A 26,718-nucleotide genomic window follows, 5' to 3' on the forward strand; every position below is an offset into this window, starting at 1 on the left:
AAAACCCGCGCCAGCCGTGCCAGCGCGGGTTCCCCAAATCAAGTGTCGAAAGTGCTTGGGAAGCGCTGGTCTTAGGCGACAGCGCTTTCAAAAGCATTCGGCGTGGTGTTCTTCAGATATTCGAGCGCGACCTTGGCCTTGGCGACCAGGGCGGCGAAAGCCTGCGGCTCGTGGATGGCCATGTCGGACAGGATCTTGCGATCGATCTCGATGCCGGCCTTGTTCAAACCGTCGATGAAGCGGCCATAGGTCAGGCCATGCTCGTGGGTCGCGGCGTTGATGCGCTGGATCCACAGCGCGCGGAACGAGCGCTTGCGGTTCTTGCGGTCGCGGTAAGCGTACTGCAGCGACTTTTCCACCGCCTGCTTGGCGATGCGGATGGTGTTCTTGCGGCGGCCGTAGAAGCCTTTCGCGGCTTTCAGGACCTTCTTGTGCTTGGCGTGAGCGGTGACGCCTCTTTTTACGCGTGCCATGTCATGATCTCCTTAAAAGCAATTCCAGGAAAAGTGCCTTGCGGTTTTCCGTTCGGAATTGCGTCAAACTGATGCGTGTCCGGACCGAATGCCTTAGAGGCCGTTCGGCAGAAAATTCTTGATGACCTTCTTGCCGTCCGGTTCAGCCAGAACCATCGTGCCGCGGGCATTTCGAATGAACTTGTTGGAACGCTTGATCATGCCGTGACGCTTGCCGGCCGCAGCCGACAGGACTTTACCCGTACCGGTGATCTTGAACCGCTTCTTGGCGGCCGATTTGGTCTTCATCTTGGGCATTTTGCTACTCCGTTTCTATGAGGTCCCTGTCGTGCCTCTGGCACTCCACGCCTCTTGTTTTGTTCGCTCCGGGCCGACCAAAGCCCGAAAAGCAAATGAAACCGCCACGGCATGCCCTGCCGGGCGGTTTTCTTGGAACGGCGGTCCTATACGTCAAAGCTGGCGGCTGCGCAACACCCACGGCACCTTATCCGAACGCGGCGCTCCATCCCTGTTTAGGGCAGCGTGAACCAGACCGGCAGCACGCCCGACAGTTGCGCCCCGTCGATCAGTTCGAAGGCCGGCAGCGCGATCAGGAACACCAGCCCGTCGAGAAGCGTGTTCAGAAGCAGGCGTGGCTTGAAGCTGCCGGTGTCGCCTTCCTGGTAGAGCGAGAGGTTGGGGAAGAAGCGCGGCACTCTTTCCAGATAGGCCTGGTAGGGCGCGCCGAGCGCTTCCTTAAGGAACTTTTCCTCGCGCAGGATGACGATGTGGAAGGCGCCCGCGCACAGGACAGCAAACAGAACGATGCCGGTAAACGAGCCGATCTGCGCGCCGACGCCGGCGGCCGCCACTGTCGAGAAAACGTAAAGCGGATTGCGGGTGATCGAGTAGGGCCCGCCGGTCACCACCTCGGCGGATTTGCGCCCGCCTATATAGAGCGTCGCCCAGAGCCGGCCGACGATGCCGAGGAAAATCAGCAGCACGCCGAACATCTCGATCGTTTCATGCACCGGCGTATCCGGCGGAAAGGTCGACTGGCCAAACAGCAAAGCCGCGAACAGTACGACCACGAGCACCGCGAGTACCAGCCGGCGCATCTGTTGGTAGTTGCCCAGCCCGTGTTTGTATTCTGTGTCCAAGCTTGGACTCCGATCGTCGAGGAGCGTGGTGCATGCCGCCCGAAAAGCGGCCCGACGGCATGCGCAAACCGAGCCGGCGATCGCCGATGTTGCCAAGAAACAGGCGTCCCGCCGATCGTCGGGACGCCCTGTATCACAATTCAGGCTGAATTAGAGGGCGGTTGCCCGCCTAACCTTTTCGTGACCGTGCCGTGATGTCAGGCACTGCAAGCGAACGCAGGCCTCAACGCGGCGCCAGCACCATCATCATCTGGCGGCCTTCGAGCTTCGGCTCGGCCTCCACCTTGGCGATGGTCGCCACCTCCTCGCGCACCTTGTTCAAAAGCTGCATGCCGAGTTCCATATGCGCCATCTCGCGGCCGCGGAAGCGCAGCGTCAGCTTGACCTTGTCGCCTTCCTCGAAAAAGCGGCGCACCGCCTTCATCTTGGTGTCGTAGTCATGGCTGTCGATGTTCGGGCGCATCTTGATCTCCTTGATCTCGATGACCTTCTGATTCTTGCGCGCCTCGGCCGCCTTCTTCTGGTTGGCGTATTTCAGCTTGCCGAGATCGAGGATCTTTACGACGGGAGGTACCGCATTGGGCGATATTTCGACGAGATCGAGCCCGGCCTCTTCGGCGAGCAGCAAAGCGTCGTTGATGGAAACATCGCCACGGTTCTGGCCTTCGGCGTCGATAAGCTGGACCCGGGGAACCCGGATATCACGGTTGGAGCGCGGGCCATCCTTGGTCGGCGCCGCTGCTTTGAAAGGTCTGCGAATGGTCGTGGTCTCCTAGGCCGTTTCGTTCAGGGTTCGTACAAATCTGGTGCGGACGCGCCAATGTGGGAAGCGCGCGGCGCAAGTCAATAGCACAACGTTCTCAGGAAATCACCTGATCACGCGCCTGTGCCAAGCAAAGAAGCATCGCGAGCACTTTCCGCCCGGCCTTTGGCCGTGCCAAAAGCGAGGCGTGAGAAAAACAGGACCGCTCCGCAGCCATGACCGCCGCTCCGACCTTTCTGGATGTTGATGGATCCGCTATCGCCGTGCGCCACACATCGGGCACCACGCCCGGTATCGTCTGGCTCGGCGGCTACAAGTCCGACATGCTGGGCACGAAGGCGCAGACGCTGTCGGACTGGGCGGCACGGGAAGGCCGTGCCTTCCTGCGCCACGACTATTCAGGCCATGGCGAATCCGCTGGCGCCTTCGCCGATGGCACCATCTCGAAATGGCTTGCGCAAAGCCTTGCGGTCATCAGGCGTTTCGCCACAGGCGATCAGATCCTGGTCGGCTCGTCGATGGGCGCCTGGATTGCGCTGCGCATGGTGCAGGAATTGCGCAAGGCGGGCGACGTGAACGTCGTCGGCCTGGTGCTGCTGGCGCCGGCGCCGGATTTCACCAGCGAACTGGTCGAGCCGGTGCTGACCGACGCGCAGAGGCACGACCTCGCCGAAAACGGCTTCTTCGCCGAGCCGTCGGACTATTCGGCGGAGCCCTACATCTACACCCGCGCCCTGATCGAGGACGGGCGCGAAAACCGGGTGATGACCGGGCCGATCGACACCCACTGCCCCGTTCATATCCTGCAGGGTCTTGCCGACGCGGACGTGCCTTCGAGCCACGCGCTGAGGCTGGCCGCCCTGCTGCCGACCGACGATGTCACGCTGTCGCTCATCCCTGACGGCGACCATCGCCTGTCGCGGCCACAGGATCTCGACATGTTGCTGCGGGCGGTTGGCAACCTGGCCGGGCGGGTCGACTGACCATGCGCCTGTCCATCCCGATTTCAGCCTTCGTCGCGGCGATCGTCGGCTTCGGCGGCACGCTGGCCATCGTCATCGCCGCCGCGCATGCGGTCGGCGCCACGCAGGTCCAGACAGCGAGCTGGGTGACGACCATTTGCCTGGCCATGGCGATCGAAAGCCTGTGGCTGTCCTGGCGCACGAAAATGCCCGTCATCACCGCCTGGTCGACTCCGGGCCTGGCGCTGATGGCGGCCTCGAGCGGCTTTTCGATCGGCGAGGCGGTCGCCGCCTTCATGGTCACCGCCATCCTGTTGATCGCCACCGGCCTGTTCCGGCCGCTGACGCAGCTGATTTCCAAAATTCCGCCCTCGGTCGCGTCCGGCATGCTGGCCGGCATTGTCGTCACCTTCGCCCTCAACGCGGTCAAGGCCATTCCCGTCGACCCCTGGCTGATCCTGCCGTTGATCGCTGCCTTCTTCATCATCCGTCTGTTCAATCCGGCGTTATCGGTCCTGGCGGTGCTGATCGGCGGCGGTCTGGCGGCGTTTCTCACCGGTCGTGTCGGCGGCTTGCCGACACCCGAACTGTCGACCTTGACCTTGATCGCACCTGTATTCACCGCCAAGGCGATGATCGGTCTGGCGCTGCCGCTCTACCTCGTCACCATGGCCTCGCAGAACCTCTCCGGTCTCGCCGTGTTGCGCGCCGCCGGCTACCATCCGGAACCCGGCCCGCTGATCGGCGTCACCGGCTTCTTTTCCCTGCTGTCGGCGCCGTTCGGCGGCTCGACCACCAATCTGGCGGCGATCTCGGCGGCGATCTGCACCGGGCCGGACGTCCATCCCGATCCGGCCGAGCGCTGGAAGACCGGCCCGTTCTACGCGCTCGCCTATCTCATATTTGCGATCTTCGGCGCCTCGCTGGTGGCGATCTTTGCCGTCCTGCCGCAGAGCCTGATCGTTCTGGTCGCTGGCCTTGCGCTGATGGCCTCGCTCGCCAATGCGCTGGCGATCGCGCTGAAGGACGAGGGCGACCGCATGGCCGCCACCGTCACCTTTGTCGTCACCGCCTCCGGGCTGACGCTGTTCGGCGTCGGCGCCGCTTTCTGGGGGTTGGTCGCCGGCCTGGTCGTGCTTTTCCTCGACATGCTCAAAAAGCGATAATCATTTCAGAACCTTGTCCGGTTTTGCCGGATATTGTCTTGAATCGCCGTTTTCGCCTTCCCATTTCGATTCCACGCAGCCGGTCCTGGCTGTCTCCAACCGAAGGAATGGGAGAAAATGAACACATCTGCATTGATCCGCCCGGCCTGGACGCCGGCGACCATCGCGTTGATGGTGATCGGCTTCATGGTGTTCTGGCCGCTCGGCTTCGCCATGCTCGCCTACATCATCTGGGGCGACCGGCTCGACGGTTTCAAGCGTGACGTCAACCGCGCCACCGACGGCATCTTCGCCGGCTGCCGCCGTGGTTCCGACAAGGCCGCGCGCTGGGGCAACGGCTCCGCCCGCACCGGCAACGTCGCTTTCGACGACTGGCGCGAAAAGGAACTCGAGCGCCTCGCCGAGGAACGCCGCAAGCTCGACGACATGCTGACCGAGTTCGACGACTATGCCCGCGAATTGCGCCGTGCCAAGGATCAGGACGAATTTGATCGCTTCATGGCCAATCGCAACAAGTCGACCGCGCCGGCCAAGACCGATCCTGCGCCGACCAAGCGCGGCAAAGGCTCGAACCTGCTCGACGACTAAGGTCCCGCGACAGACCGAGGTATGATGACGGCGTCGCGCGAGCGGCGCCGTTTCTTTTTTGTTCTATTCGTTTTCCTCGAATCGCGTATCGTCCCGCCATGACCATCGGATTCTTCCGCAATCTGACGAAGCCCAGGCCCACGCCCGTCGTGGAGCGGGAATATTGTGTCGCCGGCCGCACACTGCCGCTCAAGATCGTCGAGAGCGCCAGGGCAAAACGTCTGACGCTGCGCATCGATTCCGGCGGTCAGGGCTTGCGTATCACCGTGCCGCCGGGCCTGCGCCGCGGTGAGGTGGACAGGTTCCTCGACCGCCACCAGGACTGGCTGGAGCAGCGGCTGGCCAAGGTGCCGACGCGCCCGCAGGTGCGGCCCGGCATCAAGATCCCTGTGCGCGGCGTGCCGCATCGCATCGTGCATGAGCCGTCGAAGCGCGGCACGGTGACCGTGTCGCGCGACGAGCGCGGCCCGCTGCTGATCGTGCATGGCGACCGCGTGCACCTGCCGCGCCGCATCGCCGACTACCTCAAGCGCGAGGCCAAGAAGGAGATCGAGAAGCTGGTGATCAGGCACACTGAGGCGCTCGGCAAGCGCGCCAAGGCGATCCGCTACAAGGACACGTCCAGCCGCTGGGGCTCCTGCACCTCGGAAGGCAACCTCTCCTTCTCCTGGCGCATCATGATGGCGCCGGCGCCTGTCATCAATTACCTCGTCGCGCATGAAGTGGCCCATCTCAAGGAGATGAACCACGGCCCGAAATTCTGGAAATTGTGCGAGAAGCTCTGCCCGGACACCGACCGTTGCAAGGACTGGCTGAAGCGCAATGGCGGCGCGCTGCAGGCGATTGTGTTCGAGTAGGGATGGGCGCGCCGAGCGCCGCCCCTGCCTAGGTTTCGTCATCCTACGGTCTGCGTTTCGCTCCGCCCTGGGATCACGAAGGCGCGGTTGGCCCGCCCTACGCAACCGCTCAATCGTCATTCGCCGCGTTCAACTCCTCCGGCCGCAACCCTTCGTCGCCATGGTGCGGCCAGGGCAGGAAATCCCGGTCGAAGGCGTCGCCGCCGAAATAATCCAGCGCGCGGTGCGCTTCGGCGCCGTTGAAGGCGGCCTTGTCCATGAGATGCGCGATGACTTCGCGGGCCTGTGTGATCTTCTGCCTGAGTTCGGCAACGGTCTGGTCGGCCATGGTTCTGCTCCCGCCTGTGTCCTGTCCATCCATAGGTAGCGTCTTTGGCCTTGCCGGCAAACAGTATGCTTTTTCTCGACTCGGTCTCGATTTCATGCCAATGCCCGCGGCATGGCGCTCGACATCAAGATCTGCGGCTTGAAGACCGATCAGGCAATGGCCGCCGCCCTGGCTGGCGGCGCCAGCCATGTCGGCTTCATCTTCTTCGCCAGGAGCCCGCGCTATGTCGAACCGGCCGAAGCCGGACGTCTGCGCGAGGCGGCGCGCGGCAAAGCCCTGGCGGTTGCCGTCACGGTCGACGCCAGCGACGCCTTCCTCGATGAAATCGTAAAAGAGATGCGACCCGACATGCTGCAACTGCACGGGTCGGAAACAGCCGAGCGCGTGGCCGAGTTGAAGGCCCGCTACGGGCTGCCGGTGATCAAGGCGCTTTCGGTCAGTGAGGCCGCCGATCTCGAGCGGACAAAGCCGTTCATCGGCATCGCGGACCGGTTCCTGTTCGACGCCAAGCCGCCAAAGGGCTCGCAACTGCCGGGGGGCAATGGTGTCGCCTTCGACTGGCGCATCCTTGCCGGTCTTGACGCCGGGCTCGATTACATGCTTTCCGGTGGGCTCAACGCCGCCAATATCGGCGATGCCCTTCGGCTTGCCAATCCGCCCGGAATAGACATTTCCTCGGGTGTGGAAAGCGCGCCGGGCGTCAAGGATCCGGCGCTGATCGAACAGTTTTTCCGGGCCGTCAGGGCCGCGCGCGACGACCGCGCTGCCTGACAGGCTCAAACCAGAGCATGTCGGGAAAAGGGGAATCCGGTTTCCGACAAGGACATGCTCGCTAAATTAAGGAGCGATCGGCGATGAACAAGCCGGCGACACCCAATTCCTTCCGCACCGGGCCTGACGAACAGGGCATGTTCGGCATTTTCGGCGGCCGGTTCGTCGCCGAAACGCTGATGCCGCTGATCCTCGATCTTGAACGGCACTGGAACGAGGTCAAGAACGATCCGGATTTCAGGGCCGAGCTTTCCGACCTGTCGACCCATTATGCCGGGCGGCCCTCGAAGCTCTATTTCGCCGAAGGCCTGACCAGGCATCTCGGCGGCGCGAAAGTCTATTTCAAGCGCGAGGACCTGAACCACACGGGCTCGCACAAGATCAACAACTGCCTCGGCCAGATCCTGCTCGCCAAGCGCATGGGCAAGAAGCGCATCATCGCCGAGACCGGCGCCGGCCAGCACGGCGTGGCGTCCGCGACCGTCGCGGCACGCTTCGGCTATCCCTGCGTGGTCTATATGGGCGCCACCGACGTCGCCCGCCAAAGCCCCAATGTCTTCCGCATGAAGCTGCTTGGCGCGGAAGTGCGGCCGGTGACCGCGGGTCACGGCACGTTGAAGGACGCCATGAACGAAGCGCTTCGCGACTGGGTCACCAATGTCGAGGACACCTACTACCTGATCGGCACCGCCGCCGGCCCGCATCCCTATCCTGAACTGGTGCGCGACTTCCAGTCGGTGATCGGATCGGAGGCCCGCGCGCAGATCCTCGAGCAGGAAGGCCGGCTGCCCGACACCATCATCGCCGCCGTTGGCGGTGGTTCCAACGCCATCGGGCTGTTCCACCCCTTCCTCGACGACAAGGACGTGCGCATCATCGGCATCGAAGCCGGCGGGCGTGGTCTCGACGGCATCGAGCATTGCGCCTCGATGAATGCCGGTTCTCCCGGCGTGCTGCACGGCAACCGCACCTATCTCCTGCAGAATGCCGACGGCCAGATCATGGACGGCCATTCAATCTCGGCCGGCCTCGACTATCCCGGCGTCGGCCCCGAACACTCCTGGCTGCGCGACTCCGGCCGTGTCGAATATGTGCCGATCCTTGACGACGAGGCGCTGGAAGCCTTCAAGCTGACGACGCGCGTCGAAGGCATCATCCCTGCACTGGAATCGGCGCACGCCATCGCGCATGCGGTGAAGATCGTGCCCGCCATGGACAAGGACCAGATCGTCATCGTCAACCTGTCGGGTCGTGGCGACAAGGACGTGCACACCGTGGCGTCGATGCTGGGCATGGAGATCTAGCCCCTTCGGACGGTTGGACTTGGGAGTTGATAATGAGCAAGATTTGTCCAAAGGGCCAGAAATGACCACCCGCATCGACCGCCGCATGGCGAAGCTGAAATCCGAAGGCCGCCCTGCGCTCGTCACCTATTTCATGGGCGGCGACCCCGACTATGAAACCTCGCTGTCGATCATGAAGGCGCTGCCCAAGGCGGGCGCCGACGTGATCGAGATGGGGATGCCGTTCTCCGACCCGATGGCCGACGGTCCTGCGATCCAGGCTGCCGGCCTGCGCGCGCTGAGAGGGGGCCAGACGCTGGTGAAGACGCTGAAACTGGCGTCCGACTTCCGCGCCGGCGATGACGAAACGCCGATCGTGCTGATGGGCTACTACAACCCGATCTACATCTATGGCGTCGACCGCTTTCTCGTCGACGCCAAGGCGAGCGGCATCGACGGGCTGATCGTCGTCGACCTGCCGCCGGAGATGGATGAGGAACTGTGCATTCCGGCGCTGAAGGCCGGCATCAACTTCATTCGGCTGGCGACGCCGACCACCGACGACAAGCGCCTGCCCAAGGTGCTGCAGAACACGTCTGGCTTCGTCTACTACGTCTCGATGACGGGCATCACCGGGGCGGCGCTCGCCGACACCGGCAAGGTGGCGTCCGCGGTCAAGCGCATCAAGGGCCATACCGACCTGCCGGTCTGCGTCGGCTTCGGCGTCAAGACCGCCGAACAGGCGCGTGTCATCGGCGCCAATGCCGATGGTGTCGTCGTCGGCACGGCAATCGTCAATGCGGTCGCCAATGTGCTGGGGCCGAAGGGCGAGAAGACCGCCGATCCGGCCGAAGCCGTCGCCACGCTGGTCAGCGGCCTCGCGCAAGGTGTGCGCTCGGCCCGCCTTGCTGCTGCCGAATAGTTTTCCTATCTCTCCCCACTCTTCGTCAGGACAGGAGCCGAAGCGATGAACTGGATCACCAATTACGTTCGCCCGAAGATCAATTCGATGCTCGGCCGACGGACCGACATGCCCGAGAATCTCTGGATCAAGGATCCCGAGACCGGCGAAATGGTGTTCCACAAGGACCTGGAATCCAACCAGTTCGTCATCCCGTCATCCGGCCACCACATGAAGATTTCGGCCAAGGAGCGGCTGAAATACTTCCTCGACGACGGCAAATATGAGCAGCTCGACAACCCCAAGGTCGTGCAGGACCCGCTGAAGTTCCGCGACGAGAAACGCTACACCGACCGCCTGAAGGACGCCAAGGCCAAGACCGGCCTGGAAGACGCCATCGTCAACGCTCTCGGCACGATCGAGGGCCTGCCGGTGGTGGTGACGGTGCAGGATTTCGCCTTCATGGGCGGCTCGCTCGGCATGGCGGCTGGCGATGCCATCGTGCATGCTTTCGAGGTTGCCCTGCAGCGCAAGCGGCCGCTGATCCTGTTCGCCGCTTCCGGCGGCGCGCGCATGCAGGAAGGCATTTTGTCGCTGATGCAATTGCCGCGCACCACGGTCGGCGTCGACCGGCTGAAGGAAGCCGGCCTGCCCTATATCGTCGTGCTGACCAATCCGACCACTGGCGGCGTCACCGCCTCCTACGCCATGCTGGGCGACGTGCACATCGCCGAGCCGGGTGCGCTGATTGGGTTTGCCGGCCCGCGCGTCATCGAACAGACCATCCGCGAGAAATTGCCGGACGGCTTCCAGCGCTCCGAATATCTGATGGAGCACGGCATGGTCGACATGGTGGTGTCCAGGCTGGAAATGCGCCAGACGATCGCGCGCCTCTTGAAGATGCTGCTCAAGGTGCCGGAAGAGCAAAAGCCGCTTGAGCCGGAAATCCTGCCGCCCGCCGTGGTTACGGCCGAGGCCCGGCCCCAAGCTTGATGCAACACGAGGCCTGAAGACGCGACACCCGAGGGCGCGAACAGCGATTGCGCGCCATCCGTGGCGCGCTGTAGCCTTTTGATAGCCGTGGTCATTGCGGGAGCGATTCTGGCTCTCGGGCCATGCGCCGGGATTGTGCCATGACGACGCTTGCCGCCGACCGCGAAATCGAAGCCCTGATGGCGCTTCACCCGAAAGGTTTCGACCTTTCGCTCGACCGTGTCACACGGCTACTGGAGCGGCTGGGCAATCCGCAAGACCTGCTGCCGCCGGTCATCCACATCGCCGGCACCAACGGCAAGGGGTCCTGCGCGGCCTTCTCGCGGGCGCTGCTGGAAGCCTCCGGCCGGCTCGTCCATGTCCACACCTCGCCGCATCTGGTCAGCTGGCACGAGCGCTACAGGCTGGCTGCCGAGGGCGGTGGCAGGCTGGTCGACGACGATGTCTTCGCGGAGGCCATTGCCCGCGTCGCCACGGCCAATGCGGGCCAGAAGATCACCGTCTTCGAAATTCTCACCGCCGTCACTTTCATCCTCTTTTCCGAACACCCGGCCGATGCCGCCATCATCGAGGTCGGGCTTGGCGGCCGCTTCGACGCCACCAATGTCATCGCCCGGCCGGCCGTGTCGGTGATCATGCCGGTGTCGATGGACCACGAGGCCTATCTCGGCGACCGTGTCGAACTGATTGCCGCCGAGAAGGCCGGCATCATGAAGCGCGGCTGCCCCGTGGTCATCGGCGCGCAGGAGAGCGAGACAGCGCTGCAGGTGCTGATCGACACGGCCGAGCGGCTGGACTGCCCGACCCTCGTCTATGGCCAGGATTTTCTCGCCTTCGAGGAAAACGGCCGCATGGTCTACCAGGACGATGACGGGTTGATGGACTTGCCGCCGCCGCGCCTGCCCGGTCGCCACCAGTTCGCCAATGCGGCGGCCGCGATCGCCGCCGTCAAGGCGGCCGGCTTCGAGATCAGCCACCGCGCCGCCGAGAAGGCGATGGCCAATGTCGCCTGGCCCGGCCGCATGCAGAAGCTGGTGCAGGGCAGGCTGGCGGAACTGGCGCCGAAGGGCGCCGACATCTGGCTCGACGGCGGCCACAATCCGGGTGCCGGCGTGGTCGTCGCCGAAGCGCTGGCCGAGCAGGAGGAAAAGAACCCGCGTCCGCTCTTCCTCATCTCGGGCATGATCAACACCAAGGATCAGAGCGGCTATTTCCGCGCCTTCAAGGGCCTGGCCCGCCATGTCTATACCGTGCCGGTCAGCATGAGCGACGCCGGCGTGCCCAACGATGAACTGGCGATTCGGGCCACGGAGGCCGGACTGACGGCCGAGCCCGTCAGCTCCGTCGCCAGCGCGCTGATGCTGCTGCGCGACACCTGGGACGGCCCGGCGCCCCGCATCCTGATCGGGGGCTCGCTCTATCTTGCCGGCGCGGTCCTGGCTGAAAACGGCACGCCGCCGACTTGAGGTCCGGACTCCCGCGAAGGCGGGCCGGCCGGCGCTATGCGTTTGTCGCGAGCATGCTCGACACGAGTTCCTCGGCATCGGCATCCGCGTGCCGGATCGCAAGTTGAAACGCCGTCTCGGCATCGCCGTTGACGATCGCCGCGACCAGCGGTTCATGCAGGTTGGGTATGTCTTGCAGGTTCTCGTAGAAGCGGTCCGTAAGGCGCAGGAACATGCGGGTCTGTCCCTCGAGCCTTTCATAGATTTCCATCAACCGTCGATGGCCTGAAATGCCGATGACCGTGCGGTGGAACTCGAAGTCCAGTTCCATCAGCTTCTTGCGGTTGCCACTCTCGGCCGCTGTCCGCATGGCTTTCAGTATGTCGTTCAATATCTTGCGGCCGCTATCGTCCATCCGCTTCGCCGCCAGTCGGGCGCCGAGTGCTTCAAGAGAATCGCGCAGCATCGAGATTTCATAGACGTCGGTCTTCTCGACAGTGATGACGAAATTCCCTCGCCGTGGCTTGTAGACAATCAGGCCCTGAGCCTGGAGCTCCTTGAGCGCGGCGCGTATCGTCCCCTGGCTGACATTGAAGCGTGCTGCGAGATCGAGCTCGATCAAGCGCGTGCCCGGCTCGATCTCACCGTCGACGATGGCGGCCCGAAGCGCCATGCTGATCTCGTTCTCCAGCGAGGAAAACGTGTCGCCCGACACGTCCTTGGTCTTGCGTCTCGCCATCTGCATGCAGCCCACCACTCCCCAGGTCGATCAGTCCCGCGACGCAGCACACGGCTGGGGCGCAGGGGCGACACATGGCTTCGCGGTCCAGGCGGCGGTCCGCTCGCGTGGTCGCCCGGCAACTCCTCTAGCAGATCGCATCGGAGAAATCATGTTTGTTATCGTTTATCGATAATTGATATTGACAGCGTGTGACAGTTTCGCGATGGTCTGCGCCCAGCAAAGGGGCTTGGGGCTGGGTGATGTCCTCCATCTTTTCGAGAGACTACGCAGCCGAGCTTCCAAAGCTCGCTCACGGGAGCGGCGTCTACGTCTACGACACGGAAGGCAAGGCGTATCTGGACGGCATGGGCAGCGCCGGCGTGGTCGGCATTGGCCATGGCCGTACCGAGATCTATCGCGCGTTGGCGGATGCCGGAAACACGGTGACATTCGCCTATACCGCGACCTTCACCCATCCTTGGCAGGAGCAACTGGCTGAATCGATCCTGTCGGTCGCTCCCAAAGGCATGGAATCGGTATACTTCGTGTCCGGCGGCTCGGAGGCGAACGAGACGGCTCTCAAGCTCGCGCGGCAATATCATCTGGAGCGTGGCGATACGCAGCGGCACAAGATCATCGCGCGCTGGCAGAGCTATCACGGCGTCACGATCGCGACCCTGTCGCTGTCGGGGCGCACGAGTTGGCGCACGCCCTACGCGCCCTATCTCCTGCCTGTCGTCCATATCGCGCCGCCTTACGAGTACAGATGTGCCTATTGCCGGGAAAAGGGCGGCTGTACGCTCGACTGCGCCGATGAACTGGAGCGTGCAATCAATCTCGAGGGACCCGAGACGGTCTCCTGCTTCTTTGCCGAGACGATCGTCGGCACCACGGCTTCCGGCCTTGTTCCGCACAAGGACTATTACAAGCGCGTTCGCGAGATTTGCGATCGCTACGGTATCCTTTTCGTGGCCGACGAAGTGCTGGCCGGCTATGGCCGCACCGGCGTTCCCTTCGCCATCGACGATTGGGGCGTCACACCCGACATGATCACCTGCGGAAAGGCGATCGGCAGCGGCTACGCGCCGCTTGGCGCCGTGCTGGTCAACGATCGGGTCACCGACTTTTTCCGCACGAACCGCAAGCGTTTCGTGCACGGCTTCACCTACAGCGGCCACCCGGCTTCCTGCTTCATCGGCCAGCAGGTTTTCGACATCATGTCGAAGGAGGGCCTGTTCAAGCGCCCCGGCCAGATCGGCGACTATCTGGCGACGCGGCTGCGGCAGCTGCAGCAGCGCCATGCCTGCATCGGCGACGTCAGGGGCAAAGGTCTCTATGCCGGCGTCGAATTCGTCGAGGACCGGGCGACCCGCAAGCCGTTCCCGACGGAGAAGGCATTTACCTCCCGGCTCGTTTCGCAGATGCGCGAGCGCGGAGTGATCGTGGGCGGCGGCGTGCCGGGCGCCAATTTCGGCCAGGGCGGCGACCACATCCAGATCACGCCGCCTTACATCGTCACCGAGGAGGAAATCGACATCATCGTCGACACGCTCGACGAGGTCATAACGACACTGGTTTGAAGGAACCATCAGGCCTGCCAATGGCTGGCACGCCCATTTTCGAAGCCGGGCACAAGACAAGCCGGCGCAAAAGAAGCCAAGACAAAACAAGCCAAGCTAACCAGAAGGGGAACTGTAATGCTGAAATCCATATTGGCCGCCGCCTGCATCGCGGCACTCACCACCGTCTCCGCCCATGCCGGCGTCACCATCAGGATCGGCGGCGCGGGTTCGCCCGACAGCCCGGACACCAAGGCAATGCAGGTGTTCAAGGAAAAGATGGAAGCCGCGCTCGGCGCTGACGTTTCCATCCAGCTTTTTCCCAGCTCGCAGTTGGGCACCGTCGACGAGATGGTCGAGCAGGTTAAGGGCGGCGTGCTCGAATGCATGTATGAAAGTGTCGGCGACCTCGGCTCCTTCCATCCGGCCGCCAATGTCGAAGGCGTCGCCTATCTCTATCGCGACGAGGACCATTTCTTCCGCATCTGGCGCGGTCCTGTCGGCAAGGAAATCCTCGATGCAATTGCCAAGGACGCCGGCTTCCGCGTGCTGGGCCCGGCCTTCCACGGCTTCCGCCAGTTCCTGCTGACCAAGCCCGCCGAGAACCTCGCCGACCTGCAGGGTCGCAAGATCCGCGCTCCTGGCATCCCGGCTTACATCGCCTCCATCCAAGCCCTCGGCGCCAACCCGGCGACTGTTCCCTTCGAAGAGGTCTACACCGCCATCCAGCAGGGCGTTGTCGATGGCGTGGAGCAGCCGCTGGTGGCGATCAAGGACCAGCGCTTCTATGAGGTGGCCAAGCACCTTCTGTTGACCAACCACATGGCCGAAACGATGGGCTTCATGTGCGGCGAACCCTGGTACCAGGGCCTGGACAAGCGCGTGCAGGACGCCTTCGCCAAGAGCGCCGACGAAAGCGCCGACTGGTACCGCGAATACACGGACTCTTCGCAGGCCAAGGTGCTCGACGAGCTCGTTGCCCAGGGTGTCGTGGTCCACAAGCCGAACCTTGACGAATTCATCGCCAAGGCGGCCGCTGATTCCAAATACGACGCCGCGCTGCAGCCCTACATCGACAAGATCCGGGCGGTGAAGTAACCGCCGTCCGGTTGGAGGTGGCCAGATGTCAAAGCTGCTTACGTCTGTTGGCACCGCACTGCGTCGCGCGCTCGGCTTTCTTGTCGGCGCGGCACTGCTGGCGATCGTCATCCTCGTCTGCATCCAGGTTTTCAGCCGCTATTTCATAGGCGCGCCGACGCCTGGTCTGGCGGAGATTTCGCGCATCCTGTTCATCTGGATGACGTTCCTGGGTGCAGCGCTTCTGGTCAGCCAGCGGCAGTTGATCGTGATCGATCTGCTGCACGACAGGCTGAGCAGCAGCATCTTCACGCGGCTCAAGACGCTGGTGGATATCGCGACCGCGATCTTCCTTGCGGTTCTCGCCGTCTACGCGCGCCATCTGATGATCGTGGTCGGCCAGAAGATCGCGCCGGCGACCGGCATCAGCTTCGACTGGTTCTACGGCGCGCTACTGGCTTTCTCGATCCTTGGCTTGTTCTTCATAGCCGAGCGCCTGTTCGGCGCGAGCCGTGCCGAGCAGGAAACGCCGACAACCGACAAGCCCATTGCCCATCGGGGTGCCCAGTTATGATGATGCTGCTGGTGCTATCCGTCGTCTTCCTCGTTCTTGCGCTCCTTGCCGTTCCCGTCGCCATCGCGCTTGGCCTTTCGGCGCTGCTGGTCATCGCGATCTGGGGCATGCCGGGCTTCATCCTGGCCCAGAAGATGGTCAACGGCATCGATTCCTTCCCGCTGCTTGCCGTTCCATTCTTCATCCTCGCGGCTTCGGTGATGAACAGCGGCGGTATCACGACACGCGTGGTGGACCTGTTTTCCTCCGCGCTCGGCCGCATCCGGGGCAGTTCCGGCGTCGTCAATGTCGGCACCAATGTTTTTCTGGCCGGCATTTCCGGCTCTGCCGTCGCCGATGCCTCGGCGAGCGGCGCTCTGCTCATCCCGGAAATGCGCAAGGACGGCTATTCAGGCGCCTTCGCGGCGGCTCTTACGGCCGGTGCCGCCGTCATCGGACCGATCATTCCGCCAAGCATTCCGCTGGTCATATACGGCGTTATCGCGCAGGTCTCCATCACCAAGCTGTTCGTGGGCGCCTACATTCCGGGCATCCTCATCGCCGTGGCGTTGATCGCCTATGTGACGAACTATGCTAGGCGGCACGGGCTTTCGGCGCGCGGGCGTCCTTCGTGGGGCGTGATCGGCAAGCAGTTCAAGGGCAGCGCCTGGGCGCTCTCCATGCCGCTGCTGCTGGTCGTCGGCGCCAAGGGTGGTCTGTTCACGGTGACCGAACTCGGCGCGGTTCTCGTGCTCTATGCCATCTTCATCGGCTGGGTCATCCATCGTGAGTTTAGCTGGCGGCAGTTTCCGGGCCTGCTGACCGATGCAGGGATGCAGACCGCCAACATCATGCTCGTGGTGGCGGTTTCGTCCTTCATAGCCTACCTCGTCGTCGTCCATGGCATTCCAGCCGACATCCAGAGCCTGCTCCACAACGCCGACCTGTCGCCGACCGAATTCCTGCTGCTGGTCAATGTGGTGTTCTTGGTTGCAGGCATGTTCCTGGATTCGACGCCCGCAACGATCATTCTCGTCCCGATCTTCCTGCCTGCGGCGAAGAGCTTCGGCATTGATCCGACGCATTTCGGTCTGGTCGTCGTGCTCAACCTCATGGTCGGTTTGATCCATCCGCCGCTTGGCCTCAACCTGCTGATCACGCAGTCGATCGCGAAAGTACCGATGCGTGACGTGATCTGGGCAAGCCTGCCCATCGTCGCGATCGTGCTCACGGTGTTGCTGATCATCACGTTCGTGCCGCAGACGGTGCTGTGGCTTCCGTCCGTGATGGGCATGTAAGGCGACGTCATCCGGATATGGGGCGGCGGCCTTCTGCCTGCCCCATGTTGACGGCTACTTCAGCTCGATCTCGATGAAAGCGTATTCGCCGTCATTGGCGCTGATGACGTCATGTTCGACGCCTTCCCTACGGAAATAGGGCGCGCCTTTCTTCATCTCGGCGAAGGTTTCGCCGTCCTTGGTCACCAGCTTCAGCTTGCCGTCCATAAGCGGCACCACGACATAGTCATGGCCGTGGCGATGCCAGCCGGTGTTGTCGCCCGGCTGGAAGCGGTATTCGGTGACGATGACGCGATCATTGTCGATGAAGACGGTGGCCTTGGCGGATCCGGTCATTTCTCTCTCCCTGCTTCTGCTGCCAACAGAAGACATGGAGTGCCGCGATGTCAGGGCCAGAGCGGCGCAGCGCATGACCCAGAGAATCGGAATCGATTTTCTGAAAGGATCATGCGCCAATCTAAAAGGTACAGCGTCCTTTGCGCGTCCAAAGGACGCGCGGCGCTGTACATGACGCCAACAAAAAGCCCGGCGCGACGGCCGGGCTCGTTGCATTACAAGTGTCAGGCGCTCAAAGGCTGCCGTTGATCCAGTGCGACAGCGCGGTCTTCGGCGCCGCGCCGACCTTCATGTCGGCCATCTGGCCGCCCTTGAAGATCATCAGCGTCGGGATCGAGCGCACGCCGAACTGGGCGGCAAGCTCGGGGTTCTCATCGATGTTGAGCTTGGCGATCTTCACCTTCGCGCCGAGCTCGTTGGAAATCTCTTCCAGCGACGGGCCGATCATCTTGCACGGGCCGCACCATTCGGCCCAGAAATCCACCACGACCGGCACGTTGGCGTCGAGCACGTCGGCCTTGAAGTTGTTGTTGTCGACCTTGACGGTGGCCATGCGAAATCCTTTCGAAATTTTTTGTCACACCAAATGTGGTGGTTGTCGCGCCGTTCTTCAAGCAGTTCTTGTGTCACGCTCCTGTGAGTCGGGCAAGGGCGTCGTCCATGGCCCGGGTCGGCAGTTCGATCAGCCTTGGCGCTTCCGTAAACAGCAGCGCCGCCTTGACCTCGCGCCCCGGATAGAGCGGCTTGAGCAGGGCGCGGTAGAGCGCGAGCTGGAGCAGATAGGCCGATGGTACCTCGGCCAGGGAGGCGGGTGCCGGCCGGTTGGTCTTGTAGTCGACGATGGAGACCGCGTCCGCTGTCACCGCCAGCCGGTCGATCTTGCCGGAGATCGAGCGGACCTTGCCCCTAACCTCAAGGCTGCCCATGATCGCGACCTCGGCGCGCGATGACGGCGCGAACAATTGGGCCAGCCGAGGGTCGGCAAGGATGGCGATGACCGATGCCAGGGCCTTGTCACGCTCGGGCGCCGGCCATTCCGCACCTGTCCGCGAGAGGTAACGCTCTGCCGCGCTTTTGCGTTCGTCCACGGCAATGCCGGGCAGCATCTGCAGCAGCCTGTGCAGGGCGAGCCCGCGCAGCACGGCAAAACCCGGTTCCGCGTCGGCATCAAGCACCGGTGACGCCTTGTCGACCACCGCTTCCTTGCCCTCCTCGATCAGCGCCGAGGCACCCGACGGCGAGAGTGGACGCGGCAGGTCCTCGAAAGGCGGCAAGGGCCGGAACAGGGTTGCCGGGAGCGGACCGAAAGCATCGGCCTGCCGCGCCTGCTCGCCTGGACCTGGCGCAACCGGCGGCAGTCCGGTGATGTGGAAACGATAGACCGGCTCGCCGCCGGCCGGATGCGGCCGTTGCTCGCTCTCGGGGGCACCAATCAGCGCGCGGCTGACGATCGAATGCCAGGTGCCGGCATTCGGCGCCCGCTTGCCGTGATAGCCGCAGACGATCAATCGGTCCTCGGCGCGCGTCATGCCGACATAGAGCAGCCGGCGGTATTCGTCGTCGGCGAGTTCGCGGGCGCGAGCGGCGGCGGTTTTCGAGAAACCATTGGCGACGTCGCTGGCCGAACGCCAGAGATAGCCCTTGCCGTCAAAATGGCGGCCCGAGCCGCTGAAAGGCATCAGACGCGGCAAATGCTGGTCGCTGAACGGGGCCGAGCCGCCATCGACCAGGAACACGACAGGCGCCTCCAGGCCCTTGGCGGCGTGCACGGTCATGACGCGCACCTCGTCGCGGGTCTGGTCCATCTCGCGCTTGATCTCGGGACCGGCATTCTCCAGCGTCGACAGGAAGGCTTCGAGCCCCGGCAGGCCGGTCCGCTCTTCGGCGAGGCAGAAGCTCAGGAATTCGTCCAGAATATCGCCGGCTTCCGGCCCGAGCCGCGCGATCATCCGGCGGCGCACGCCATCGCGTGCCAGCAGGGCAGCATAGAATTCGAATACCGGCTTGAAGGCGGCCTCACCGGCCCAGATGTCGAGCTGGGCGACGATGGCGGCGAGCGCCTCGCTTTCGTCGGCATGCCGGCGCAGCGATGCCGCCAGCGACAGGCCAGACGGCCTTTGCGCGGCGAGCGTGAACAGCGTCTCCTCCGGCAGGTCGAAGATCGGGCTGCGCAGGACGGCGGCGAGCGACAGGTCGTCCTGTGGCTGGATCAGCAGGTGGCCGAGCGCGATCAGGTCCTTGATGGCGATATGGCCGGGCAGGCTCAGCCGGTCGGCGCCGGCGACCGGAATGTCGCGACGCTTGAGCGCCCTGGTCAGCGCATGGACGAAACTGTCGCGCTTGCGCACCAGCACCAGCACGTCGCCTGGCCTCAGCCGCTGGCCGCGGCCCTCGATGATTTCGCCCTTGCCGATCCAGCCGGCAATGGTGGCCGCGACATTCTCGGCCAGGCGCACCGCCGGAGCGTGGGCATGGTCGATCGCCTGCGTCCAGTCGTCGGGCTCGTCGACGGCCTCGGCGCCGATCGACGGCCAGACCTCGACATAGCCCGGCGCATCGGTGCGGATCGCCTTGTGGCTCAGCGGGTCGGGATCGTGGCTGATGCCGCGCCGCACGATCGGATCGGCAAAGACGCGGTCGACGGCGGCCAGCACATCATCGGTGGAACGGAACGACCAGGTCAGCTTGAGGTCGGCGAAGGACGCCTCGGCATCGCGGACCCGCCCGGCGAACAGCAACCGGCTGTCGGCGAAGGAGTCCGGAGCCGCACCCTGGAAGGAATAGATCGACTGCTTCTCGTCGCCGACGGCAAAGACCGTGCGGTGGACCCTGTCGCGCGCGCCGAAGCCGGCGAAGAATTCTTCAGCCAGCCGCTTTACCACCTCCCACTGATCCGGGCTGGTGTCCTGCGCCTCGTCGAGCAAAATGTGGTCGATGCCCTGGTCGAGCTTGTACTGCACCCAGGGGCCGGCATCGGGCCGTGCCAGAAGGTTGACGGTGCGGGTGATCAAATCGTTGAAGTCGAGAAAGCCGCGGCCGCGTTTCAGCACCTCGTAGCGCGCGATCAGCCAGTCGGCGATGGTCAGCGCAGCAGTCGTGCCCTCCAGCATCCTGAACAGCGCCAGCCGGTCGACGGTTTCGATGATGGTGCCGGCGGCCGAGGCGTAACGTTCGGCAAGGTCGGGCAGCCGGTCGGTCAGCGCCTTCTTGAAGGCCTTTGCCGCATCGTAGGGATCGCCATCGGTCTTGAGGAAGGCCCGGGCCAGCAACTGCAGGCGGCGAACCGGATCGCTCTCGGCGACAGCCTGGCGCGCATAGGGCAGGATGTTGTTCAGCACCGATCGGGCGTCGGTGGCTTCGGCCGCCTGGGCAAAGCCGGCAAAATAGTCCGGCGGGAAGTCAGGCAATGGCCAGACCGATGCCGCTATGCCCTCGGCGGTCTGGCCTGGACGGAAATCGAATTCGTCGAACAGGGGCTGGAAGCCGTCGCGCCCGACAGCGTCCAGGAATGCACGCAGCCCGTCACGCTTGCGCACGATCTCGCCGAGCAAGGCGTCGAGCCCGGCTTCACCGCCGCGTTCCAATACGGTGGCGAACGCCTCCGCCAGGATCCGGTCGCCGGCGGCCGAAATCATCTCGCGCCGCGCGGCGGCGAAGAGCGATGCCTCCATCTGGCTGTCGAGCATTTCGAAATGAGCGGGAATGTTGGCTTCCAGCGGGAACTGGTGCAGCACCGATTCGCAGAAGGCGTGGATCGTCTGGATCTTCAGCCCGCCGGGCGTCTCCAGGGCTTCGGCGAACAGCCGCCGTGCCCGGCGCATGGTGTCGCGGTCGGGCCGCCGTCCTTCCAGCGCAGCGATCTTCGCGTCCAGCTCGGCGTCGCCGAGCGCCGTCCAGTCCGACAGCGTGGAAAAGACCCGGTTCGACATGTTGGCGGCGGCGGCCCGTGTATAGGTCAGGCACAGGATTTTCGACGGATCGGTGCCGTTGAGCAGCAGCCTTATGACGCGTTGGGCCAGCACGTGGGTCTTGCCGGACCCGGCATTGGCCGAGACCCAGGCGGAATTGCCCGGATCGGCGGCGCGGGCCTGGCTCGATGAGGTATCGCTCGGGATCGGATAGGCTTTCTTCATGCCTCCCCTCCCTCATCCCCGGCATCGCCGCCGGCGGACCATTCGAGCACGCGGGCGAGATGGTCGTAATCGCCGTCGGTCTCGCCCTCGCGGAACGGCAATGCGCGCGACAGATAACCGGTTGCCGGGTCGGCGTAATGGATCAGCAGCTTTTCCAGCCGCGCCCAGGCCTCTTCGGCCAGATCGATCGCGGTGCGTGGCTGGCGGTTGTGTTCAAGGATGGATTCTTCGAACACCTCGCCATTCGGCTTCAGGCGCACGAATGCCAGTTGCGAGGGGTCGCGCGCGCCCAGATCCTTGAACGCGCCGCGCCGCAACAGCGCACCCTCCAGCGCCAGCTGAGGCGCCAGCAGCGTATGCGCCTGCGCCTTGGAGGGCGAGGAGCCCGTCTTGTAGTCCAGAATGTCGGCCATGCCACCGGCCAGCAGGTCGACGCGGTCGGCATAACCGGACAGCGTGACGCCGGACTGGCCGACCACGGTCTTGCCGGCGCGCTCCTCGGCATGCCGCCGCATCACTGCGTCGGCGCGCGTGCGCTCCCACTCGATGATGTTGGCGGCCAGCTTTTCGAAGCGCGGCCACCATACCGCCTCGACATCGGCCGGAAGCGCCGCCTCGGCAAAGCAGGCGCGGCCGGCCGCAATGAGTCCGGCCAGCGCGTCCGGCGCGCGCGGATCGGCCACGCGGTTCGAGAAGAGATGCAGGATGGCGTGGAAGAGCGTGCCGCGTTCAGCGGCACCGGGATCGCGGATCAGCGGATCGAGCGGCATCAGGCCGAGGATCCGTCTTGCATAGACGGCATAAGGGTCCCGGCGCAGCGTCTCGATCTCGGTGACCGAGAAATGCGCAGGGCGCACCGGCAGTGGCGGCTTCGGTTGCGGCCGCGGCGCGAAATCCCGCTTCGGTCCGGTGTCGAGCGCGCGTGCCCAGGCAAGCAATTCATCGCCGCGGCGGCGCAGCGTCGCCGCCTGATCGTTGCCGATGAAGGTCAGCAGCCGCTGCAGCCAGCGCGACGGCACGGCCGGCGCATCGCCGGCACGCGCCGAGCGGGCCAGCAGCACGTTCCGCGCGCCCATGGCCATCTGGAAATCATGCGCGGCCAGACCGATGCGGCGCTCCGGTGGTTCGAGATCGATGCCGGTCTTCATAAGCCGCGACATGAAGCGGTCGCTTTCGGGCTTGCGCGGCCAGACGCCTTCATTGAGTCCGCCGACGACGAGCGTGTCGACATCCTGCAGCCGCGCCTCCAGCGCGCCCCAGATCGCTATGTTCCTGTCGGTGCCTTGCGCCGGCTTGACGGTCTCGGGCGCGATCAGCGCTTCCATCACATCGGGCCATTCGACTGCCGCCAACGACAGCGGCGCCGAAGCCGCGACCAGGCCGCGCAACAGTTCGGCGAGCTTATCGCCGGCATCGCCGGCGTAGAGGTCGCCAAGGCCGCCATCGGCGGTACGGCCAAGGTTCTCCAGCGCAACGACACTGGCTTTGACCAGCGCCGCAAGCTCGGCATCCGCCTGGCCGCGAAAGGCCGAAAGCGGCGCCAGGGCTTGCGTGAGGCGTTCGAGTAGATTCCGCGCATCCTCAATGGAGCGCACGGTCAGCCGGGCAAACCAGAATGGCGGCCGGCTGTCGTCCCCCAGGTTGCCGAGGCGGGCCTCGAAGAGATCCGGCAGCGAAGCGATGTCGGGTCGGCCGGTGCCGCCGCGCAGCGCCACCAGTTCGACCAGTTCCGCCGCATGGCGCACATCGGTCCTCTCCAAACCAAGACCGAGCAGGGGATGCTTGAGCAGCGACAACAGGCCGACCGGATCGCCCGGACGGAACACGGCTTCGAGCGCCAACCTGAGCAGGCTGGCAGCCGGCGTGTTGGACAGCGGCGTGCCGCCGGAATCGTCGGCGATGACGCCGAAGCGCTTGAGCTCGACGCAGACGCGACGTGCCAGGGCGCGATCCCCGGTCACCAGGGCTGCCCTTTGGCCGGGCTCTTCGACCGCCTGTTTGAGTGCGACAGCGATAGCGACGGCTTCGTCGCGTTCGCTTGCCGCTTCGAGCAGTGTCACGCCGGCGAAGGCATCCTCTCTATCGACCGCCGAAAATCCGCTGCGCGTCTCGGCCCACAATTCGGTGGTCTCGGCTGGCCGCAGCGCCTCGCCGACAAGGGCCGCGCGGAGCGCGAGTTTTGGTTCGGCTGCGCCGATCTCCTCGACATCGCCGCGCAGCACGCCGATCTTGCCGATCAGCTTTGCCAGGCCGTATTGCGGATGGCCAAGCACGGCCGGTCGCGCGCCGGGTGCGACGAGCGCCTGGAATGAGGCTTCGTCCAGCCTCTGGTCGAGCCCGGGCAGCACGATGGCGCCGCCGGACAGGCCGGCGATGGTCGCGAGCAGCTCCGCCGTGGCGGGGATCGAGCCGGTGGACCCCGCCGCTATGACCGGCCCGGCGGGCGGATTGCGCCGCAGCCGCGCCGCTTCGGCGCGGATCAGGGCGCTGCGATGCGCGGCCGGGTTGGAGCGGTCGCTCTCTTGGAGGAACCGTGGCCAGGCATCGGTGACGATGCCGAGGAATTCGAGGGTCACCTGCCACCATCCGGCGAGGTTTCCGCTCACCAGGCCGGCAAGTTTGGCCCAGTCGGTGCCTTCCGTCTCGATCTCGTCCATCAGTCCGGCCAGGTCGCGCGCCAGCCAGATCGCGTCGGCGGTGGAGGCAGGCACCACGATCTCCTCGGCGAACAGCGCCGCGACATGGGCGGGCAACCGGCGTTTCCATGCCCGCACCAAAGGCGTCAGCAGCAACAGGCGTTCGGTGGCGGCGATGGGTGGCGCGAGATCGATTGCCGCCGATGGATCGGCCTCGAACGCGGCCTCGTCCTCATCGAATTCGCCGAGCGGGCGGATGACCGGCAGGATCGCCGAACCGCCGCCGCCACGTGCCTTCAGGCTGTCGACGAAGACGCCGCGCAAGGCGCGCGCGGCGCGTCGCGTCGGCACATAGATGGTGACGTCGGCCAGCGCGAGCGGGTCGCCGTCGAAACGAAACCCCGGAACCAGGCGGCCGGCAAGCAGCGCCTCGGCCAGCGTCGGCAGAAACGGCGCTCCGGAGGGAATGGAGAAAACGCGGCTCGAGCCGCTCATTGCGACTCGATGAGCGCACCCGCCACCGCCGCCTCGGCAAGCGGGATGGCATCGGGCGTGCCGACGGTTATCCAATGGCCATGCATCGGCATGCCGAACAGGCGGCCGGCGGCGATGGCCTTGTCGAAATAGGCATTGAGCGAATGCGGCTCGGCGGATGCGTCCTTGAAGAGGCGCGGATGGATGATGGCTGCACCGGCATAGATCAGCCCCGACGGATCGCCCTTTGAACGCCGCAGGCTGCCATCCGGCGCCACCAGGAAATCGGTGCTGCCACAGTGCCCTGTCGCCTGATGGAGATCCGCCAGCATCAGCAGAATATCCATTTTCGCCGCATCCCATGCAAGGGCGAGCCGGCCGAGATTGAGCGTGCCGTGGTCGATCCAGAACGTGTCGGCGTTGAGGATGTAGAACGGATTCTGACCGAGTTCCGGCAGCGCCTTGACGATACCGCCGGCGGAATCGAGCAGCCGGTCGCTCTCGTCGGAAATGACGATGCGCGGCGCGCTTCGCGCGGCGACATGGGCGACGATCTGCTCGGGCAGGTAATGGACATTGACCACCGCCTTGCCGACGCCGGCCGCGGCCAGGCTGTCGAGGCTCCAGTCGAGCAGCGTCTTGCCGGCGATCCTGACCATCGGCTTCGGGATCGTGTCGGTGATCGGCCGCATGCGCTTGCCGAGCCCTGCGGCAAGGACGATGGCGGTGTCAGGTCTTGTCGTCACAGCGCTCGTTCCTCCAGCAGCCCGTGCGCGTTGTAGAAATCCCTGAGGTCGGCGAGCGCGGGATGCGACAGCGCCCGCCTCAGATAATCGCGGATGCGCGGCAGATGCCTGAGATAATAGGGTTTGCCGTCGCGTTTTTCGAGGCGCACGAAGATCCCGAGTATCTTGGAATTGCGTTGCGCGGCCATGATTGCATAGGATTCGAGAAAGCCGGCTTCATCGAAGCCTCCCGCCGCATGACGCGCGGCGATATAGGCATCCCGTGTCTGTTTTTCGATTGCCGGCGCAATGGTGACGCGGGCGTCCATGGCCAGCGAGGCGACGTCATAGGCCGAGGGCCCGATCAGCGCGTCCTGCACGTCGACGATGCCGAGCCTGTCGAGGCCGGAGCGCTGGCCGCGCCAGATGATGTTGGGCGAGTGGAAGTCGCGCAGCATCAGCGTGTACTCGCTGTCCTGCAGCCGGTCGAGGAGCGCATTCCACACACTATGGTAGCCGGAACGCAGAGCGCTGCTCGGCGGGCCGCCCGATATGGCCGGTACGTACCAGTCGATCAGCAACTCCGCCTCGATCAGCATGGCGTCGCGATCGAAGGGCGGTACGTCGTGAACGACGCCGGGAGCCGCCTCCATGTGCCGAGACCAGCTCTTGGAGTGCATCATGGCCAGCAGTTCGGCCGCCGCCTCGTAGCGTTCGGCGACCGGCTCGCCATTGCCGTCGAGGAAGCCTTCGGAGCCGAGGTGTTCGAGCAGAAGGAAACCCTGGTCGAGGTCCTGAGCGTCGATCCTGGGCACCGCGACCCCGGCGGCCAGCAATGCGCGGTCGATGGCGACGAAGGCCGACACCGACTGCGCGGTGTGGGCGATCACGGCGTAAGGCTTGCCGTCGCGCACGGCAGGGCCGAGCACCAGCCGTGGCGAGTTCATCAGCACGCGCGGCGCCTGCCCGGCAAGCGAGACGATCTCATAGGAGCGGGCCGAGGCGTCGCCGATGAAATGCCGGCGCCGCGCCTGCCCCCATCCGGCGCCGTCGAGGAAGCCGCGCATGGCCAGCGAGCGTGCGACACGCTCGAAAGCAGGGCCATGCCCCGACAGCCGCGCCAGCCGGCCCTCGCCATGCTGGACGAGTTCGACCAGCACTGTCGTCTCGGGCAGATAGCCGTCCGCCCGTTCGGGCCATTCGACCAGGGCGGCGCCTTGCATCAGCGCCTCCTCGAAGCCGAGTTCGTCGAGCTCGTCCGGCGAGGACAGGCGGTAGAGATCGAAATGATGGACCGGGATGCGGGTGTCGTAGCTCTGCACCAGGGTGAAGGTCGGGCTAGGCACTTCGAGGCCGGCATCGTCGGCCAGCGTCCGGATGAGCGCTCTTGCGAGCGTCGACTTGCCGGCGCCGAGATCGCCCTTGAGCGCCAGCACGTCGCCGACACGCAACGCCAGCGCCAGGTCTTCGCCCAGCCGCGCTGTTTGTGTCTCGTCGGCGAGCAGACGCTCCAGCACCGGTTCCGCCATCGAGCGCG

General features: G+C 64.6%; 25 protein-coding genes. 13 read left to right on the forward strand and 12 right to left on the reverse strand.

Translation table 11 applies throughout. From position 1 onward, the window contains the following. Nucleotides 1-71: 71 nt before the first annotated feature. The 4 genes from rplT to infC form a co-directional block, all read right to left on the reverse strand. Nucleotides 72-473, reverse strand: coding sequence for a 50S ribosomal protein L20 (gene rplT, locus FJ967_RS07465; RefSeq protein WP_027053776.1), 402 nt, complete (start codon nt 471-473; stop codon nt 72-74). A 93-nt stretch (nt 474-566) separates the two neighbouring features. Beyond that, entirely contained in the window at nt 567-770 is a 204-nt protein-coding gene (gene rpmI, locus FJ967_RS07470; protein ID WP_006201248.1) for a 50S ribosomal protein L35, read from the reverse strand. 215 nt (nt 771-985) lie between these two features. Beyond that, on the reverse strand, nt 986-1,612 hold the full coding sequence (locus FJ967_RS07475; RefSeq protein WP_140731059.1) for an isoprenylcysteine carboxylmethyltransferase family protein: 627 nt from the start codon (nt 1,610-1,612) through the stop codon (nt 986-988). 223 nt (nt 1,613-1,835) lie between these two features. Beyond that, nucleotides 1,836-2,372: a translation initiation factor IF-3 gene (gene infC / locus FJ967_RS07480; RefSeq protein WP_095819095.1), complete on the reverse strand. Its 537-nt coding sequence runs from the start codon at nt 2,370-2,372 to the stop codon at nt 1,836-1,838. Between the two features lie 218 nt (nt 2,373-2,590). Between infC and FJ967_RS07485 the strand changes: the two genes are divergently transcribed. The 4 genes from FJ967_RS07485 (at nt 2,591) to FJ967_RS07500 (ending at nt 5,948) form a co-directional block, all read left to right on the forward strand. Next, a complete protein-coding gene (locus tag FJ967_RS07485) occupies nt 2,591-3,358 on the forward strand; it encodes an alpha/beta hydrolase (protein ID WP_140731060.1) in 768 nt (255 codons plus the stop codon). A gap of 2 nt (nt 3,359-3,360) precedes the next feature. Further along, nucleotides 3,361-4,503: a benzoate/H(+) symporter BenE family transporter gene (locus FJ967_RS07490; protein WP_140731061.1), complete on the forward strand. Its 1,143-nt coding sequence runs from the start codon at nt 3,361-3,363 to the stop codon at nt 4,501-4,503. Between the two features lie 117 nt (nt 4,504-4,620). After that, nucleotides 4,621-5,091 (forward strand): DUF2852 domain-containing protein, encoded by a 471-nt coding sequence (locus FJ967_RS07495; protein ID WP_140731062.1) that lies wholly within the window; start codon nt 4,621-4,623, stop codon nt 5,089-5,091. 98 nt (nt 5,092-5,189) lie between these two features. Further along, entirely contained in the window at nt 5,190-5,948 is a 759-nt protein-coding gene (locus tag FJ967_RS07500) for a M48 family metallopeptidase (protein WP_140731063.1), read from the forward strand. A 109-nt stretch (nt 5,949-6,057) separates the two neighbouring features. Here FJ967_RS07500 and FJ967_RS07505 read toward each other — a convergent pair whose 3' ends face one another. Beyond that, on the reverse strand, nt 6,058-6,276 hold the full coding sequence (locus FJ967_RS07505; RefSeq protein ID WP_140731064.1) for a hypothetical protein: 219 nt from the start codon (nt 6,274-6,276) through the stop codon (nt 6,058-6,060). A 111-nt stretch (nt 6,277-6,387) separates the two neighbouring features. On the opposite strand from FJ967_RS07505, the gene FJ967_RS07510 reads away from it, so the two are divergent. From FJ967_RS07510 to FJ967_RS07530, 5 genes are all read left to right on the forward strand, one after another. Beyond that, nucleotides 6,388-7,047, forward strand: a complete 660-nt coding sequence (locus tag FJ967_RS07510; RefSeq protein ID WP_140731065.1) for a phosphoribosylanthranilate isomerase — start codon at nt 6,388-6,390, stop codon at nt 7,045-7,047. Between the two features lie 83 nt (nt 7,048-7,130). Continuing rightward, a complete protein-coding gene (trpB, locus tag FJ967_RS07515) occupies nt 7,131-8,351 on the forward strand; it encodes a tryptophan synthase subunit beta (RefSeq protein WP_140731066.1) in 1,221 nt (406 codons plus the stop codon). A 61-nt stretch (nt 8,352-8,412) separates the two neighbouring features. Beyond that, nucleotides 8,413-9,252 (forward strand): tryptophan synthase subunit alpha, encoded by an 840-nt coding sequence (trpA, locus tag FJ967_RS07520; protein ID WP_140731067.1) that lies wholly within the window; start codon nt 8,413-8,415, stop codon nt 9,250-9,252. A gap of 45 nt (nt 9,253-9,297) precedes the next feature. Beyond that, entirely contained in the window at nt 9,298-10,224 is a 927-nt protein-coding gene (accD, locus tag FJ967_RS07525; RefSeq protein ID WP_140731068.1) for an acetyl-CoA carboxylase, carboxyltransferase subunit beta, read from the forward strand. A 140-nt stretch (nt 10,225-10,364) separates the two neighbouring features. Continuing rightward, nucleotides 10,365-11,690, forward strand: a complete 1,326-nt coding sequence (locus FJ967_RS07530; RefSeq protein WP_140731069.1) for a folylpolyglutamate synthase/dihydrofolate synthase family protein — start codon at nt 10,365-10,367, stop codon at nt 11,688-11,690. Between the two features lie 34 nt (nt 11,691-11,724). On the opposite strand, the gene FJ967_RS07535 is transcribed toward FJ967_RS07530, so the two are convergent. Continuing rightward, nucleotides 11,725-12,414, reverse strand: a complete 690-nt coding sequence (locus FJ967_RS07535; protein ID WP_140731070.1) for a GntR family transcriptional regulator — start codon at nt 12,412-12,414, stop codon at nt 11,725-11,727. A gap of 236 nt (nt 12,415-12,650) precedes the next feature. Here FJ967_RS07535 and FJ967_RS07540 point away from each other — a divergent pair, with 236 nt between their 5' ends. The 4 genes from FJ967_RS07540 (at nt 12,651) to FJ967_RS07555 (ending at nt 16,877) form a co-directional block, all read left to right on the forward strand. Next, nucleotides 12,651-13,970 carry an aspartate aminotransferase family protein gene (locus FJ967_RS07540; RefSeq protein ID WP_140731071.1) on the forward strand — a complete coding sequence of 440 codons (1,320 nt, stop codon included), beginning with the start codon at nt 12,651-12,653 and terminating at the stop codon, nt 13,968-13,970. 117 nt (nt 13,971-14,087) lie between these two features. Then, entirely contained in the window at nt 14,088-15,047 is a 960-nt protein-coding gene (locus FJ967_RS07545) for a TRAP transporter substrate-binding protein (RefSeq protein ID WP_140731072.1), read from the forward strand. A 25-nt stretch (nt 15,048-15,072) separates the two neighbouring features. After that, nucleotides 15,073-15,600: a TRAP transporter small permease gene (locus FJ967_RS07550; protein WP_140731073.1), complete on the forward strand. Its 528-nt coding sequence runs from the start codon at nt 15,073-15,075 to the stop codon at nt 15,598-15,600. Next, complete coding sequence (locus tag FJ967_RS07555; protein WP_140731074.1) at nt 15,597-16,877, forward strand: TRAP transporter large permease; 1,281 nt, start codon at nt 15,597-15,599, stop codon at nt 16,875-16,877. Before FJ967_RS07550 ends, FJ967_RS07555 begins: the two co-directional genes overlap by 4 nt. A 54-nt stretch (nt 16,878-16,931) precedes the next feature. Here the strand turns inward: FJ967_RS07555 and FJ967_RS07560 are convergent, their stop codons facing one another. From FJ967_RS07560 to tsaE, 6 genes are all read right to left on the reverse strand, one after another. Further along, the gene (locus tag FJ967_RS07560; RefSeq protein ID WP_140731075.1) at nt 16,932-17,213 is read right to left on the reverse strand and encodes a cupin domain-containing protein; all 282 of its coding nucleotides are present in this window, start codon (nt 17,211-17,213) and stop codon (nt 16,932-16,934) included. 232 nt (nt 17,214-17,445) lie between these two features. Next, nucleotides 17,446-17,766, reverse strand: coding sequence for a thioredoxin (gene trxA, locus FJ967_RS07565; RefSeq protein ID WP_137928979.1), 321 nt, complete (start codon nt 17,764-17,766; stop codon nt 17,446-17,448). Nucleotides 17,767-17,839: 73 nt separating this feature from the next. Next, a complete protein-coding gene (gene addA / locus FJ967_RS07570) occupies nt 17,840-21,346 on the reverse strand; it encodes a double-strand break repair helicase AddA (protein ID WP_140731076.1) in 3,507 nt (1,168 codons plus the stop codon). Continuing rightward, nucleotides 21,343-24,477, reverse strand: coding sequence for a double-strand break repair protein AddB (gene addB, locus FJ967_RS07575; protein ID WP_140731077.1), 3,135 nt, complete (start codon nt 24,475-24,477; stop codon nt 21,343-21,345). Before addB ends, addA begins: the two co-directional genes overlap by 4 nt. Then, complete coding sequence (locus tag FJ967_RS07580) at nt 24,474-25,202, reverse strand: nucleotidyltransferase family protein (RefSeq protein WP_140731078.1); 729 nt, start codon at nt 25,200-25,202, stop codon at nt 24,474-24,476. Before FJ967_RS07580 ends, addB begins: the two co-directional genes overlap by 4 nt. Beyond that, nucleotides 25,199-26,710: a tRNA (adenosine(37)-N6)-threonylcarbamoyltransferase complex ATPase subunit type 1 TsaE gene (gene tsaE / locus FJ967_RS07585; protein ID WP_140731079.1), complete on the reverse strand. Its 1,512-nt coding sequence runs from the start codon at nt 26,708-26,710 to the stop codon at nt 25,199-25,201. Before tsaE ends, FJ967_RS07580 begins: the two co-directional genes overlap by 4 nt. Nucleotides 26,711-26,718 lie beyond the last annotated feature (8 nt).

This window comes from Mesorhizobium sp. B2-3-4, assembly GCF_006442315.1.
In the GTDB taxonomy this organism is placed as follows: Bacteria; Pseudomonadota; Alphaproteobacteria; order Rhizobiales; family Rhizobiaceae; genus Mesorhizobium.

Bases quoted from the DNA above. Each gene is read 5' to 3' on its own strand.
- FJ967_RS07490 (WP_140731061.1), top strand. From the start codon at position 3,361: ATGCGCCTGTCCATCCCGATTTCAGCCTTCGTCGCGGCGATCGTCGGC.
- trxA (WP_137928979.1), bottom strand. From the start codon at position 17,766: ATGGCCACCGTCAAGGTCGACAACAACAACTTCAAGGCCGACGTGCTC.
- FJ967_RS07560 (WP_140731075.1), bottom strand. From the start codon at position 17,213: ATGACCGGATCCGCCAAGGCCACCGTCTTCATCGACAATGATCGCGTC.
- rpmI (WP_006201248.1), bottom strand. From the start codon at position 770: ATGCCCAAGATGAAGACCAAATCGGCCGCCAAGAAGCGGTTCAAGATC.
- FJ967_RS07540 (WP_140731071.1), top strand. From the start codon at position 12,651: ATGTCCTCCATCTTTTCGAGAGACTACGCAGCCGAGCTTCCAAAGCTC.
- addA (WP_140731076.1), bottom strand. From the start codon at position 21,346: ATGAAGAAAGCCTATCCGATCCCGAGCGATACCTCATCGAGCCAGGCC.
- FJ967_RS07495 (WP_140731062.1), top strand. From the start codon at position 4,621: ATGAACACATCTGCATTGATCCGCCCGGCCTGGACGCCGGCGACCATC.
- FJ967_RS07505 (WP_140731064.1), bottom strand. From the start codon at position 6,276: ATGGCCGACCAGACCGTTGCCGAACTCAGGCAGAAGATCACACAGGCC.
- FJ967_RS07485 (WP_140731060.1), top strand. From the start codon at position 2,591: ATGACCGCCGCTCCGACCTTTCTGGATGTTGATGGATCCGCTATCGCC.
- FJ967_RS07530 (WP_140731069.1), top strand. From the start codon at position 10,365: ATGACGACGCTTGCCGCCGACCGCGAAATCGAAGCCCTGATGGCGCTT.
- addB (WP_140731077.1), bottom strand. From the start codon at position 24,477: ATGAGCGGCTCGAGCCGCGTTTTCTCCATTCCCTCCGGAGCGCCGTTT.
- trpA (WP_140731067.1), top strand. From the start codon at position 8,413: ATGACCACCCGCATCGACCGCCGCATGGCGAAGCTGAAATCCGAAGGC.
- trpB (WP_140731066.1), top strand. From the start codon at position 7,131: ATGAACAAGCCGGCGACACCCAATTCCTTCCGCACCGGGCCTGACGAA.
- FJ967_RS07535 (WP_140731070.1), bottom strand. From the start codon at position 12,414: ATGCAGATGGCGAGACGCAAGACCAAGGACGTGTCGGGCGACACGTTT.
- rplT (WP_027053776.1), bottom strand. From the start codon at position 473: ATGGCACGCGTAAAAAGAGGCGTCACCGCTCACGCCAAGCACAAGAAG.
- accD (WP_140731068.1), top strand. From the start codon at position 9,298: ATGAACTGGATCACCAATTACGTTCGCCCGAAGATCAATTCGATGCTC.
- FJ967_RS07555 (WP_140731074.1), top strand. From the start codon at position 15,597: ATGATGATGCTGCTGGTGCTATCCGTCGTCTTCCTCGTTCTTGCGCTC.
- FJ967_RS07545 (WP_140731072.1), top strand. From the start codon at position 14,088: ATGCTGAAATCCATATTGGCCGCCGCCTGCATCGCGGCACTCACCACC.
- tsaE (WP_140731079.1), bottom strand. From the start codon at position 26,710: ATGGCGGAACCGGTGCTGGAGCGTCTGCTCGCCGACGAGACACAAACA.
- FJ967_RS07500 (WP_140731063.1), top strand. From the start codon at position 5,190: ATGACCATCGGATTCTTCCGCAATCTGACGAAGCCCAGGCCCACGCCC.
- FJ967_RS07550 (WP_140731073.1), top strand. From the start codon at position 15,073: ATGTCAAAGCTGCTTACGTCTGTTGGCACCGCACTGCGTCGCGCGCTC.
- FJ967_RS07510 (WP_140731065.1), top strand. From the start codon at position 6,388: ATGGCGCTCGACATCAAGATCTGCGGCTTGAAGACCGATCAGGCAATG.